The organism is Clostridioides sp. GD02367 (assembly GCF_045900275.1).
GTDB classification, from domain to species: Bacteria; Bacillota; Clostridia; order Peptostreptococcales; family Peptostreptococcaceae; genus Clostridioides; species Clostridioides difficile_A.
The window spans coordinates 95,620-109,248 of sequence record NZ_JBJODK010000007.1 but is presented as its reverse complement, the minus strand read 5'-3'; the positions used below and the strand labels follow the sequence as shown (position 1 = coordinate 109,248).

General features: G+C 28.1%; 14 protein-coding genes. 12 read left to right on the top strand and 2 right to left on the bottom strand.

Annotated features, from left to right (window positions below):
• The first annotated feature begins 50 nt into the window (after positions 1–50).
• The 10 genes from Q3223_RS11475 to Q3223_RS11430 all read left to right on the top strand — a co-directional run bounded on the left by Q3223_RS11475 (position 51) and on the right by Q3223_RS11430 (position 11,182).
• Entirely contained in the window at positions 51–617 is a 567-nt protein-coding gene (locus Q3223_RS11475; protein WP_407812032.1) for a chromate transporter, read from the top strand.
• On the top strand, positions 614–1,180 hold the full coding sequence (locus tag Q3223_RS11470; RefSeq protein WP_074178099.1) for a chromate transporter: 567 nt from the start codon (positions 614–616) through the stop codon (positions 1,178–1,180). The genes Q3223_RS11475 and Q3223_RS11470 overlap by 4 nt, the downstream gene beginning before the upstream one ends.
• Positions 1,181–1,669: 489 nt before the next feature.
• Positions 1,670–2,251: a sugar O-acetyltransferase gene (locus tag Q3223_RS11465; protein WP_284181519.1), complete on the top strand. Its 582-nt coding sequence runs from the start codon at positions 1,670–1,672 to the stop codon at positions 2,249–2,251.
• 347 nt (positions 2,252–2,598) lie between these two features.
• On the top strand, positions 2,599–4,842 hold the full coding sequence (locus tag Q3223_RS11460; protein WP_407812022.1) for an EAL domain-containing protein: 2,244 nt from the start codon (positions 2,599–2,601) through the stop codon (positions 4,840–4,842).
• Between the two features lie 259 nt (positions 4,843–5,101).
• On the top strand, positions 5,102–7,132 hold the full coding sequence (locus Q3223_RS11455) for a BglG family transcription antiterminator (RefSeq protein ID WP_407812021.1): 2,031 nt from the start codon (positions 5,102–5,104) through the stop codon (positions 7,130–7,132).
• The gene (locus tag Q3223_RS11450; protein ID WP_284181521.1) at positions 7,129–7,581 is read left to right on the top strand and encodes a PTS sugar transporter subunit IIA; all 453 of its coding nucleotides are present in this window, start codon (positions 7,129–7,131) and stop codon (positions 7,579–7,581) included. Before Q3223_RS11455 ends, Q3223_RS11450 begins: the two co-directional genes overlap by 4 nt.
• A gap of 1 nt (position 7,582) precedes the next feature.
• Positions 7,583–8,638 carry a PTS fructose transporter subunit EIIC gene (locus tag Q3223_RS11445; RefSeq protein WP_054268772.1) on the top strand — a complete coding sequence of 352 codons (1,056 nt, stop codon included), beginning with the start codon at positions 7,583–7,585 and terminating at the stop codon, positions 8,636–8,638.
• An 83-nt stretch (positions 8,639–8,721) separates the two neighbouring features.
• Entirely contained in the window at positions 8,722–9,030 is a 309-nt protein-coding gene (locus Q3223_RS11440) for a PTS fructose-like transporter subunit IIB (RefSeq protein ID WP_054268773.1), read from the top strand.
• 91 nt (positions 9,031–9,121) lie between these two features.
• On the top strand, positions 9,122–10,387 hold the full coding sequence (locus tag Q3223_RS11435) for a class II D-tagatose-bisphosphate aldolase non-catalytic subunit (RefSeq protein ID WP_284181522.1): 1,266 nt from the start codon (positions 9,122–9,124) through the stop codon (positions 10,385–10,387).
• Positions 10,388–10,474: 87 nt separating this feature from the next.
• Complete coding sequence (locus Q3223_RS11430; RefSeq protein WP_284181523.1) at positions 10,475–11,182, top strand: HAD family hydrolase; 708 nt, start codon at positions 10,475–10,477, stop codon at positions 11,180–11,182.
• A 192-nt stretch (positions 11,183–11,374) separates the two neighbouring features.
• Here the strand turns inward: Q3223_RS11430 and Q3223_RS11425 are convergent, their stop codons facing one another.
• Positions 11,375–11,668, bottom strand: coding sequence for a spore coat protein (locus tag Q3223_RS11425; RefSeq protein ID WP_054268777.1), 294 nt, complete (start codon positions 11,666–11,668; stop codon positions 11,375–11,377).
• A 5-nt stretch (positions 11,669–11,673) separates the two neighbouring features.
• Positions 11,674–11,889 (bottom strand): hypothetical protein, encoded by a 216-nt coding sequence (locus tag Q3223_RS11420; RefSeq protein WP_003420960.1) that lies wholly within the window; start codon positions 11,887–11,889, stop codon positions 11,674–11,676.
• 559 nt (positions 11,890–12,448) lie between these two features.
• On the opposite strand from Q3223_RS11420, the gene purE reads away from it, so the two are divergent.
• Together purE and purC are read left to right on the top strand one after the other, a co-directional pair.
• Positions 12,449–12,925 carry a 5-(carboxyamino)imidazole ribonucleotide mutase gene (purE, locus tag Q3223_RS11415; protein WP_003425290.1) on the top strand — a complete coding sequence of 159 codons (477 nt, stop codon included), beginning with the start codon at positions 12,449–12,451 and terminating at the stop codon, positions 12,923–12,925.
• Positions 12,926–12,928: 3 nt separating this feature from the next.
• Positions 12,929–13,627: a phosphoribosylaminoimidazolesuccinocarboxamide synthase gene (gene purC, locus Q3223_RS11410; protein WP_054268779.1), complete on the top strand. Its 699-nt coding sequence runs from the start codon at positions 12,929–12,931 to the stop codon at positions 13,625–13,627.
• Positions 13,628–13,629: the final 2 nt, after the last annotated feature.

The following is a 13,629-nucleotide window of genomic DNA, read 5'->3' as shown; positions in this document are numbered from 1 at the left end:
TGCAGGGCAAGAGATATACTAAATAAGAGAAGGAAGAAAGAAGGAGATAGATTTTGAAGAAAAGTGAAAAACCATATTTTTGGCTTCTAACTATCAATTTATTCATTAGTACATTCACTTTTGGAGGGGGGTATGTAGTTGTACCTATGGTTAGACGTTATTTTGTAAAACAGAAGCAATACTTTACAGAGGATGATTTGATGGGTATGGCGGCAGTTGCACAATCAACTCCTGGAGCAATTGCAATCAATTTATCTGCTTTGTCAGGTTATCGAGTAGCAGGTACTTTAGGTGCTATCATTAGTTGTATATCTGCTATAATACCCCCACTAGCTATTCTTGGATTAGTATCAATATTTTATACAACTTTTATATCCAATGCAATCGTTAACGCAGTATTAAAAGGAATGCAGGCTGGTGTTGCTGCACTAATCGTGGATTTGATTGTTGACATGTGTTCTATGATACTAAAAGAAAAATCTATATTTTTATCAGTTATGATACCTGTCACTTTCTTTGCAAATTTCATTATGGGTATAAATGTAGCTCTCATATTATTTGTTTGCTGCTGTGTGTGTATAGTGAGAGTATTCTGCAAGAAGAGGAAAAATAAATGAATATAATTTGGAACTTATTTCTCATATTTTTAAAAATAGGATTGCTTAGTATTGGTGGTGGTTATGCAATCATACCTTTAATTCAAGAGCAAGTAGTAAGTCAAACTGAATGGATAAGCGAAAAGATGTTTACAGACATTATAACTATTTCACAGATGACACCAGGTCCATTAGCTGTTAATACTTCTACTTTTGTTGGACTTCAAATTGGAGGTCTATGTGGAGCTATTGCGGCTACCTTAGGTTGTGTATTGTGTGGAGTAGTGATATCTCTATTTTTATATAATTTTTTTCAAAAGCACCAGAATTCTACTTACATATTTGAAGTGTTAAATGGTCTAAAGTCAGCATCATTAGGTTTAATTATTTCAGCCGCAGCTACAATTATAATACTTGCATTATTTGGGACAAATACATTAGATATCAACTCTATATTTAATAAATTAAATTGGGTTGCATTAATGATATTTTGTGTTATGTTATTGATAGTGCGTAAATGGAAAATCAATCCTATCATAATCATGCTAATAAGTGGTATAGTGGGGATATTTTTTTATTTGTAATGTCATCACTCAAACACAATATACAAGTTTAGTGTTTGGGTGAGTTCTCGTATATATGTAACAATGTAATTTAAATCTTTTTCATTTCCACCACTTTTTCCTGTTTCTGAAAAGTCAAAAGCGAAGATATTTACATTTTAAATAGATAGAAGGTTTATTATCATATATTATTCACCTCTCTGAATGCATGATATACCCTAACATGGTGTCAGATTCAAGGGTAAATTTAAATTTTTAATGGGACAATAAGTACTGTTTAATTTAGGTACTAAAATTCAAATATAAATAAAGAAGCAATACAGTGGTGAATTGTAATACAAATATAGTTTGTGTTATATTTGTGTAGTGAATATATAGTATAGAGTTAATTTAGGTAGAGGTTATAGTTACTTACTATCTTTGTATTTACTTTTTTATTGTACTGATATACATGGGATAATATTAAATATTATGTCTGATTAAAATACTTAAATATTGTAGGAGGATGAAATGACAGAACGCGAAAAGATGTTAGCAGGAGAATTGTATGATTGTGGAGATAAAGAATTGTTGTATCAATGGCATAAGGCAAAAGATTTAACTAGAGAGTATAATAATTTGAAATCAGATGACAATATTAATAAAGAACGTATTTTAACTGAGCTTTTGGGGAAAAGAGGACAGAAGATATGGATTACTGCACCTTTTTATGTTGACTATGGAAATAATATTTATTTTGGTAATAATTGTGAAGTAAATATGAATTGTACTTTTTTAGATGATAATGAAATCATAATAGGTGATAATGCGTTAATTGCCCCTAATGTGCAAATATATACAGCTTTTCATCCAACAAATGCTAAAGATAGATTTGGAGAAAGAACTGATGATGGATTTAAATTTTGTAAAACTATAACTGCTCCAGTTAAAATTGGGAATGATGTTTGGATTGGTGGAGGAAGTATTATTTTACCAGGTGTAACGATAGGAGATAATGTAACTATTGGTGCAGGAAGTGTTGTGACGAAGTCAATACCATCCAATACCATAGCTTATGGGAATCCATGCCATGTTATTAGAGAAAATAAATGAGAACTATTATAATATATCTATTTAGTAAACATCAAAGGTATTATTAAAATGAAGAGCTATCTCAAAATTAGGGATAGTTTTTTTATTAATAGATAATAGTGTCTAGTAAATTTAATTAATAAGATGTTAGACATTGTATTTATTATATTTATGCACATAAAAGATTATATCTCATATGATTGATTAATAAAGTTATTATTTACAATTTATTAATGAAATATTAAAGTAGTATTCTTGAATATTAAGAAATAGAATAATATAATATAGTGTGAATGAATTAGTAGCAGTGAATTTCGTAGGTTTCAATATACATTTAAAAAATAGATTTATAACTTGGAGGACAAAAAATGAAATTATCAAGGTATAAGAAAAATAGTTTGTTTCTGTCTATAATTTTATATCTACTTATTATTTCAATCCTTGTAATTACTATTTTCAATACCATAAAACTGCATAATATATCTAATAAACAAGCGGAGAACTATTTAAAAGATGTATCTACACAAATTGTAATGAATGTTGATTCTAAAATAAAATTTATCTTATCTGATTTAAGAATAATGGCAGATTTTATTAAACAATATAAGGGTGATAGTCGTTATGAGTATTTATCTAAAAGAAAGACTAGTTATAAGTATTATGATATTGGAATAATTGATTTAGAAGGGAAGACAGAGTTTTTAAGTGGAAAAAAGTTTGACTTAAAGAATACTGTTTCATATAAAAAAGGAATGGAAGGTAAAGAATATTCAGAGGTAATAGAGTCGCTAGGGGCTGTGCTCTACACTGTGCCAATATTTGATGATAAGAATGAGGTGTCTAGTCTTTTAATAGGTGTCTCTGATAAAGAAAGTATGAATTATATCCTTAACATAGAGAATTTTAATGGGGAAGGAACTATTGAGATTATTAACAGTAAGGGAAACCCACTTTTTATAGGCGAAAATAGTGAATTAATAAAAGACCTTAGTTACAAATATAAAGATTCTATGGATGAGCCTTGGGTTCAAAAGATGCTTAATGATTTTAAAAATGAAAAGTCAGGACATACTGTAATAACTTCATCAAAAAATATAAAGTGTTTATTAACTTATTATCCAATTACAAAAGGCCTAAATGATTGGTATTTTGTTCTTGTAGTACCTGAAGAAGCTGTACTTGGTGAACTTAATAAGTTAAACTCTTTTACAATAATAATGACATTTATAGTTACATGTATTATTGGAATTATAACAGGGCTTTTATATATAATAAGAAAAAAATATGTAAATCAAATAGAAAATATTGCGTATTTAGATAATATAACGAATGGCATTAACCAAACCAAGTTTGGCATGTTAGTCAAACCTTTAATTTCAGAATCACCAGATAGTACCTATATGATGATTGCGATAAATATAAAGGAATTTAAGTTAATAAATGATTGCTTTGGTAGTGATAAAGGAAATATGACACTCAAACATATTTATACTGTTTTATCTAAAAATATTACTAAAAATGAAGAATTTGTATGTCGTCATGATGCAGACCTTTTCTATTTGTTTATTAAAAATAGACCAGTGTTAGAAGTTCTAGAGTTATTGTATAAAATAGAAGCTGATATAAATTATTTTAATGAAAACAGAGAAAATCCGTACTTTTTAAGAATATCAGTAGGTATTTACACAATTGAAAATCGTAATGAAGATTTAATCACAATACAAGACTATGCAAATACAGCAAGAAAAAGCTTCAACAAAGCTCATCAAAGTGATTTTTCTTTTTATAGTGATATAGAAAGAAAGCGATTAATATCTGAAAAGGAAATTTCAAATCTAATGGAAAAAGCCCTTGAAGATAAAGAATTTTTTATATGTTTACAACCAAAAATTGATATAAAAAATGGTAAAGTTAGTGGAGCAGAGTCTCTTACGCGCTGGAGAAATTCAGAAAAAGGCATAATTTATCCAAATGATTTCATTCCCCTTTTTGAGAAAAGTGGATTTATATGTAAGTTAGATTTATATATACTTGAAGAAACCTGTAAATTGATTTCTAAATGGATAAAAGAAGGTAAAGAAGTGTTGATAATTTCTGTTAATGTATCTAGACAACATTTAAAGGATAAGTCGTTTTTGGAAAAATATGAGCTTATATGTAATAAATATGATGTACCAACACATTTAATAGATTTAGAACTTACAGAATCTATCTTCTTAGAAAATCCAGAAGCTATAGATGTAATAAAGGATATTCATTCTAAAGGATTTAAGTGTTCTATAGATGATTTTGGATTTGGATATTCATCATTAGGGATATTAAAGGATTTTAAAGTTGATATAATTAAACTCGACCGTTCATTCTTTATCAGTAAAAACAATATAGAACGTGGTAAGGTGGTTATTGAGTCTATTATTGAACTTAGTAGAAGACTTGGTATGAAGGTAATTGCTGAAGGAATTGAAGAATTAGAGCAAGTAGAGTTTCTACAAAATGTAGGATGTGATTATATCCAAGGTTATGTTTTCTCTAAACCACTATTAATATCTGAGTTTGAAAAGTTCACATATGAAAATAATAAAATAAAAACTTTAAGAATATCTAATGATTAAATATAAAATAAAAAATTTAGACAGGTTATATAATTAAAAATATAACTTGTCTTTTTTATTTGTGTATTTACTAAAAAAATGTAGCTACAAATTTTGTAAAAACAATTTTCAAATATTGTAAGTTGTAGTCAAAGCCCTATTGTATTATTCTGAATATAGAAAGATAGTTACTTCTTTAGACACAAAAGAATGAAAATATACAGAATAATATAAAATTTGCAATATTGATAACTCTAATTATTTTGAAAGGAGGGAAAATATGATAAGTGGAAGAATGTTAATCATTATGAATTTTCTAAAAGGAAAAAATAAGACAAGTTATAAGGAGATTAGTAAACAACTAAATATAGAAGAAAGAAAGGTTAGATATGATATAAATAATTTAAATATTGTTTTACAGTCATTGAACAAACCTGTAATACAAAAGATGAATAAAGGTGTATTAATTATTCCTGATAACTTCCAAGTAGTATTAATAGATAATAATGAATATGTATTTTCTTTAACTGAACGAGTATCCATTATGAAGATTATATCAATGTTTAAAATAGATAACTTAAATTTAGAAAAATTGAGTAAAGAATTTCAAGTTTCTAGAAGTTCAATTAAAAATGATCTTAATGTTTTGTCGAGTGAACTGGAAAGAAATCAAATAATTATTACTTATGATAAAGCTTTCAAGATAAGTGGGGATGAAGATACTATATATAAACAGCGATTGAATATATTAAAATTATATTCCTATCTTTTTGGCAAGGAAAAATCTGATTTAAGTGTATTTGAGAAGTATATAGTAAATATAATTGAAAAAATATTTAAAGGTATTTCTTTGAGTGATATATATAATTGGTCTACAAATTTATTATTGCAAATGGGATGGACTTTAAACGATGAATCTTTTACATGGTATGTGTCAAATATTTTCCTTTTTACATGGTATATACATTCAGATGAAAAACATCCTTTAGAATCTTCTTCTTTAAGTGAACCATATTTTGAAAATAAGTTTGACCAAGAATTTGAACAAATAATACAAAAAAATTTAACTAAAGAACAAATTTTGTTGTTAAAGAGTTTTGTATTTTTTACAAATAAATATGCAAGTTTAAATGAAGATATGGATTTGATTAGTACAGAAATGATAGTTCAAGACTTAATTTACAATATGTCAGAGATATTGGAAAGTGACTTTAAGGAAGATATGATTCTTTATAAAGGATTACTTAATCATATTGCTCCATTGATAGAGAGAATCAAACAGAATATACAGATTTATGAAGAATTATTTCATGTCATACCAGACAAATACCAGTACGTACTAGAGGCTACTAAGGCTTCTATTCAAAAAAATAGAGTATTAAATCAAATAAAGAATGAAAACGAAATAATACTTTTAGCAATACACTTTTTAGGAAGCATACATAGAAATGAGAGAAATAATTATAAAAATATATTGTTAGTTTGTGGATTTGGTTATGGCGTAATTGCTATGTTAAAGGATACTTTAATAAATGATTACCAGATAAATATAGTGGATAGTATTCCATCATATAAGTTACAAGATTATAAAGAATGGGAAAGTATTGATTTTATTGTAACAACATCAAAGATAATAGTAGATTTACCTAAAACAATTATTGAGCTAAATCCATTTTTACAAGAAGAGGATTATTTAAAGCTTGAAGAAAAAGGAATAAAAAGGAAGAATGTATTAACTAATTATATGTCAATAAAAAAAAGGTTGGATTTTTTAGAAGAAGATGCACAAAAAAGAGTATTGAGTATTATATGGCAAGAGCTTGGATACAGTGATGAGAGAATATTATCTAGACAACTTAACTTAGGGGATTTAATAGGAATCGATACTATAAGTATAATTGATGAAAAGTTAAAATGGGAAGATGCTGTAGAGATTAGTTCAAATATACTTGCTGATTGTGATTTCGTATCAGAAAAGTATGCTGACAATATTATAGATATTTTAAAAAATGTGGGCTTTTATGCTATAAAAGATAATGAGTTTGCTCTGTTACATGGGAATGATAATTCATTAGTTAAAGTAAGTTCCATAAGTTTATTGATATGTAAAGAAGCAATTAATTTTGGAGATAAAAAAGTCAAAATTATATTTTGTCTAGCAAGTAGAGATAAAAAGGAGCAAATTCCTGCAATAATTAATTTAACTAAAATGGTTTATAAGACTAATTTTATTACTATGTTAGAGGGAGCGAAGACAAAAGAAGAAGCAGAAAGTTTAATTCATAGATACGAAAAGGAGGTCACTGTATGAGTAAATTAGTCAATGTAAAATGTTCATTTAAAATACATGCTAATTCAAAAGAAGAAGCCATTGTATCATTAGTAGATGCAGTATCAAAAGAGGGTTATCTAAAAGATAAAAATCAATTTTTAGAAGATGTTTTAAAGAGAGAGGAAACATTATCGACTTATATTGGACATGGAATAGGTCTTCCTCATAGCCAAAGTATAGGAGTTAAAAGTTCTTGTATTACTATAGGAAAGCTTGATACCCCTATCGTATGGACAGAAGAAGGCGAAAAAGTGGATTTAATATTTCTGATATCTGTAACAAAAGACAATGAAAATAATCTACATTTAAAGATTTTGTCAAGACTCGCACGTTTATTGATGCATGAGAGCTTTAGAAATAAAATTAGAAATTCAGATGAACAAACAGTCTATAATCTTATAAAAGAAAAAATAGGGGAGGAAGATTAAAATGAGGATTTTAAAGTTTTTACAGAAACATCTTATGACAGCAACATCGTATATGATTCCATTTGTAGTTGCTGGGGGAATACTATTTGCATTATCAGTTACTTTAAGTGGACAAGCCGCTGTCCCAGAAACTGGATGGTTAGCTAAACTGAATCAAATTGGAGCTGCTGGTCTAGCTTTATTTATTCCTATATTAGGTGGATATATAGCATTTAGTATGGCAGATAAGCCAGGATTGGCTCCAGGAATGATAGGTGCATATTTAGCAAAAGAAGTAAATGCTGGTTTTATAGGTGGTATCATAGCAGGATTTATAGCGGGATTTGTTGTTTTACAATTAAAGAAAATTAAATTAGCTCCAACAATGAGAACTTTAGGTTCAATATTTATTTATCCTTTGCTTGGTACATTGATTACAGGAGGTATAATTGTATTTTTAATTGGAGAGCCTATAGCTTCTTTTATGACATGGATGACTAATTGGTTAAATGGAATGTCTGGTGTTTCTAAAATTCCTTTAGGTGGAATCTTAGGAGGAATGATAGCTTCAGATATGGGTGGTCCTATAAACAAAGTTGCTGCAACCTTTGCCCAAACTCAAGTTGACACACTTCCATATTTAATGGGGGGAGTTGGTGTGGCAATCTGTATACCTCCAATAGGGTTAGGATTAGCAACATTATTGTTCCCAAAAAAATTTAGTAAGGAAGAAAGAGACTCAGGAAAAGCTTCTCTATTAATGGGTTGTGTTGGAATTACAGAAGGAGCTATTCCATTTGCAACAGCAGACCCTGTTAGAGTAATTCCTTGTATTATGGCTGGGTCTATTATTGGAAACATTATGGCTTTCTTATTAGGGTGTTTAAATCATGCACCTTGGGGTGGTTTGATAGTACTCCCAGTTGTCGATAACAGGTTGGGATATATAGCTTCTGTATTAACTGGAGCAGTTGCTGTTGCGATATTGATGAAATTAGTGAAGAAAGATGTAAAAGAAGATGAAGAAGTCGAAGAAGATATAGAGGATTCTATTGAACTAGTATTTGAAGAATTATAGAGGTATATAAATACTATTAATTTATATAAAATTTATTATAAAAAATAATCATACAAAATTATAACTTTAAAGGAGATAAGAATATGAAAATTGTAGCAGTAACATCTTGCCCTAGTGGTGTAGCACACACTTATATGTCAGCTGAATCTCTTGAATTGTCAGCAAAGAAATTTGATATAGAAATAAAGGTTGAGACTCAAGGGAGTTCTGGAATAGATAATGAATTATCACCTAAAGAAATTAAGGAAGCAGCTTGTGTAATACTAACTAATGATGTTGAAATTAGAAATATGGATAGATTTAAAGGAAAAAAAGTTGTAAGAATGAGTGTGTCTGACATAATTAAAAAATCTGATGCATTAATCAAAAAGATAAAAGATACTTTTCAATAGAGTTTAATTTATTTTACATATAACAAGAAGATGTATTTAATAGTATTACTATTAAATACATCTAAAAAATAGAATAAAAGGAGATATAGTCATGAAAAAGTTACCAATAAAAACTGTCGTACAACGACTACTAGACTTACAAGAAGAGGGGGAAAGTGCAACACTTTTAGGGATTGGGCCTATGTCACCAAACTTGTTACAAGCGAGTTTTGAACTAGCAAAAGATAATGATTTTCCTTTAATGTTTATTGCCAGTAGAAATCAAGTAGATGCAGATGAACTAGGTGGTGGTTATGTAAATGGTTGGAATCAAAAAACTTTTACAAAGGATATTAAGCAAATAGCTGATAAAGTTGGATTTGATGGTCTATATTACTTATGCAGAGACCATGGAGGACCATGGCAAAGAGATAAAGAAAGAAACGACCATTTGCATGTTGATAAAGCTATGGAATTAGGAAAAAAATCTTATTTAGCTGATATTGAGGCAGGTTTTGATTTACTAATGATTGACCCTACAAAAGACCCATTTGAAATGGGAAAGGTAATTCCATTAGATATAGTACTAGAAAGAACTGTAGAATTGATTGAATATTGTGAGAATGAAAGAAAAAGACTCAATATGCCAGAAATAGGATATGAAGTTGGGACAGAGGAAACAAATGGAGGATTAACTTCAACTGATACATATGAGACATTTATAACTAAATTAAAAGTTGAACTTGAAAAGAGAGATTTACCAATGCCAACATTTATAGTTGGTCAGACAGGGACTCTAACTAGAAAAACAGAACAAGTAGGTACTTTTAATTTTAAGAATGCTTATGATTTAGCTCAAATGGCTAAAAAGTATGGAGTAGGATTAAAAGAACATAATGGAGATTATTTGGATGATGTGACTTTATTAGAACATATACCATCTCAAATTATTGCAACAAATGTTGCTCCTCAATATGGAACTGAAGAGACGAGAGCATACTTAAAGTTAGCAGAAGTTGAAAGAAAACTAAAGGAAGAAGGATTAATTGAAAAAACTTCAAATATTAGAGATGTTCTTCTTGTAGATGCTATTGAATGTGGACGTTGGAGAAAGTGGGTAATGGGAGAACAGAAAGATTTAACTATTGAAGAAATATTTAAAGATGAAGTTTTATCTAATGAGATATTAGATATTGCAGGTCACTATACATTCAACAATGATAGTGTTAAAAGAGAGATAGAAGTACTTTATAGTAATTTAAGTAAAAATAATATTGATGGTCAAAGATTTGTTGTAGACCACATTAAGCGCCCTTTACGTGAGTATGCAGAATGTTATAATTTAAAAGGTGTTACTACAAGAATTTTGAATAAATAATAGGACTTATAGTGGCAAGTATTGTTATACTAGGTATTTATAGATATAATTATACTTACCACTACTAAATTTGGGAGGACTAGTATTTTGATTAATTTAATTTTTGATGTAGATGATACTTTATACAATCAATTGAAACCTTTTTATATTGCATATGATAAGATATTTTCTTCAGTAAAAGGTATTTCTGTTGAAGATTTATATATAAGCAGTAGAAAGTATAGTGATGAAGTGTTCCATTTGACTGAGAGTGGAGAGATGCCAATTGAGAAAATGCATGTATATAGAATAATGAAGGCTTTTGAAGAATTAGGAAATCCTATTAAAGAAAAGGATGCCCAAAATTTTCAAGATGAGTATATATATCAGCAATCACGAATTACTTTAATACCAGAAATTGAGCAAGTTTTGAATTTTTCTAAAGAGAGAAATATTAATATAGGAATCATAACGAATGGACCATCAGCACATCAAAGAATGAAGTTAAAGCAGTTGAATGTTGAAAACTGGGTCGACAAAAATCATATTTTTATTTCTAGTGAAGTTGGTTTTTCTAAGCCAGATATCAATATCTTTAGAATGGCTGAGAATGTTATGAATTTAGATAGAGAAAATACATATTATGTAGGTGATTCTTATAAAAATGATGTAGTAGGTTCTAAAAAAGCTGGCTGGAAGAGTATTTGGATGAATCATAGAAGTCATGGAGTAGAAGAATTGTTTTATAAGCCTGATTTTATAATCTCAGAATATAAGTCTCTATTGTTTTTGCTTATAAAAATATGTAGTAAATAAAATGTTAGTGATAGAATTGCATAAAATAGTTAAGAGTAGCTATGTAAAATTATATATTTAAATTGTGGGTAATCTATTTTTTATTAAAAAATAGATTATTTAGAAAAAGGGGATATCTTAAAATAAAAATTTAAATATCCCCTTTTAATTATCTAATTAAAATAAAATAATTAGAAATATGTTTTGTTTGGCTTAATCAATAACATTTTGGGATTCCTTATAGCTACATGTTAACTGTTGAATAGGTTTATCATATGGTTTAACCCATCCTTTATTAATACTTAACTCTGTAAGTGCTGTATGGCCTTCAACCATTTGAGTTAGTGAAGCTGAATATATAGCTCTCAATTCAGGTGTACTGCTTGTTAATGCAGAATTAAGATACATATTAGCAGCTGCTTTAGCAGATGAAAGCATGCTTAATATTATTACTTTATCGTCTATATAAGTATTGTTTTTAATTAGATTTTCTATCATATTTCTCATATTGTCTATACCTCCTCAGAAATTAGTATTTCATTTTCAACTATAAATTGTTGTATAGCTTTAATTCTTCCTTCTGTTGCTAATATACTAGATTCTGATTGTCTTTTTAGGTCTTCATCGGATATTAACATATTGATTGCTCTTTGCATAAGTAATCCATCAGATTCCATTTTTATAACGGCTGCTAAAGATATTTTTTCAGTTTCTGAAAGTATTCTCATTTAATCATCTCCTATATTGTAATTTACGCTTTAATAGTATGTCTTAATTTTCAACAAAATAACCATAACACTTTTTTACAATGTTTTATATTTTCTTTATATTAAATTCTAGTAAAATTACATACTAATAAAATCTCATAGTAGAGTTATCATTAAATATATTTAAGATAAATTATATAAGTATTCATTTAGACAAAAATTATTTGTATGTACTTTTTCAAGAGTAGATATGAATTTTTGTTCAAAGATTAATCTTGCTGTTAATTTATCTATTTTATTTATCCTATTAAAATATATTCTTAAAATTTAATATAAAAATTTATGTTTATATATATTTGAAACTTATTTAAGAGAACCTAATTTTTATTTTAACAAAAAAACATAAATAAAGTTCGATACATGGCGAACGAAAAAAACACAAGTAATATTTTTTTTAAAAAATTTCAAAAAAGAGTTGATAATATATGTATATTAATATAAAATTTAATATATATAATTCGTATAATTATACGAATGATTTAGAGTGTAAAATAACTTATAAACGGAGAGGGGAAGTCTAATGAAAGTAGCAGTAGTTATGGGTTCAAAATCAGATTATCCAAAATTAGAAGAAGGGATAAAACTGCTTGAAAAATATGGAATAGAAGTTGTAGCAAGAGCATTATCTGCTCATAGAACACCAGAACAACTTTCAATATTCCTAAAAGAAATAGAAGATGATACTGATGTAATAATAGCAGCAGCAGGAAAAGCAGCACATTTACCAGGAGTAATAGCATCACAAACATTAATTCCTGTAATAGGATTACCTATTAAATCATCAACTATGGATGGACTAGACTCACTTTTATCAATAGTTCAAATGCCAAAAGGAATACCAGTTGCAACAGTTACAATAGATTTAGGTCTAAATGCAGCTTTATTGGCATTACAAATAATGACTTTAAAATACCCAAAATTAAAAGAGGATTTGAAATCATATAGAGAAGAGATGGCACAAAAGGTGCTAGAAGACGACAAGAATTTAAGGGGGTAGCAGATGTTATTATATGAAGGAAAAGCAAAACAAGTATACTCTACAGATAATGAAAATGAATATGTTGTTTACTATAAAGATGATGCAACAGCATTTAATGGAGAGAAAAAAGCAGAAATATCTTCAAAAGGGATATTAAACAATAAGATATCAACAATAATCTTTGAAATGTTAAAAGAAAATAATATAAATACACACTTTATAAAAAGTTTATCAGATAGAGAGATGCTAGTTAAAAAAGTAGAGATTTTACCATTAGAAGTAATAGTGAGAAATATCGCTGCTGGTTCTATTTGCAAAAGAGTTGGTCTTGAAGAAGGTGAAGTTTTCGATGAGCCAATCTTTGAAATAAGCTATAAAAATGATGCTTATGGTGACCCAATGTTAAATGACGATTATGCAGTAGCAATGAAATTAGCAACTAGAGAAGAATTAAAATTCTTAAGAGAAGAAACTTTAAAAATAAATGAACTACTAAAAGCATTTTTCTTAAAATTAAACCTAAAGTTAGTTGACTTTAAAATAGAATTTGGTAAAGATTCAGAAGGAAACATAATATTGGCAGACGAAGTATCACCAGACACTTGTAGACTTTGGGATGTAAATACAAATGAAAAGCTAGATAAGGACAGATTTAGAAAAGACCTTGGAGACCTTGTAGAAGGTTATACGGAAGTACTTTCAAGAATGAATAATAAATAGGA

What these genes read in the sequence shown, in the direction of transcription:
- Q3223_RS11420 (WP_003420960.1), bottom strand. Translation starts at nt 11,889, where the DNA reads ATGAGAATACTTTCAGAAACTGAAAAAATATCTTTAGCAGCCGTTATA.
- Q3223_RS11470 (WP_074178099.1), top strand. Translation starts at nt 614, where the DNA reads ATGAATATAATTTGGAACTTATTTCTCATATTTTTAAAAATAGGATTG.
- Q3223_RS11440 (WP_054268773.1), top strand. Translation starts at nt 8,722, where the DNA reads ATGAAAATTGTAGCAGTAACATCTTGCCCTAGTGGTGTAGCACACACT.
- Q3223_RS11455 (WP_407812021.1), top strand. Translation starts at nt 5,102, where the DNA reads ATGATAAGTGGAAGAATGTTAATCATTATGAATTTTCTAAAAGGAAAA.
- Q3223_RS11425 (WP_054268777.1), bottom strand. Translation starts at nt 11,668, where the DNA reads ATGAGAAATATGATAGAAAATCTAATTAAAAACAATACTTATATAGAC.
- Q3223_RS11450 (WP_284181521.1), top strand. Translation starts at nt 7,129, where the DNA reads ATGAGTAAATTAGTCAATGTAAAATGTTCATTTAAAATACATGCTAAT.
- Q3223_RS11435 (WP_284181522.1), top strand. Translation starts at nt 9,122, where the DNA reads ATGAAAAAGTTACCAATAAAAACTGTCGTACAACGACTACTAGACTTA.
- purE (WP_003425290.1), top strand. Translation starts at nt 12,449, where the DNA reads ATGAAAGTAGCAGTAGTTATGGGTTCAAAATCAGATTATCCAAAATTA.
- Q3223_RS11445 (WP_054268772.1), top strand. Translation starts at nt 7,583, where the DNA reads ATGAGGATTTTAAAGTTTTTACAGAAACATCTTATGACAGCAACATCG.
- Q3223_RS11465 (WP_284181519.1), top strand. Translation starts at nt 1,670, where the DNA reads ATGACAGAACGCGAAAAGATGTTAGCAGGAGAATTGTATGATTGTGGA.
- purC (WP_054268779.1), top strand. Translation starts at nt 12,929, where the DNA reads ATGTTATTATATGAAGGAAAAGCAAAACAAGTATACTCTACAGATAAT.
- Q3223_RS11460 (WP_407812022.1), top strand. Translation starts at nt 2,599, where the DNA reads ATGAAATTATCAAGGTATAAGAAAAATAGTTTGTTTCTGTCTATAATT.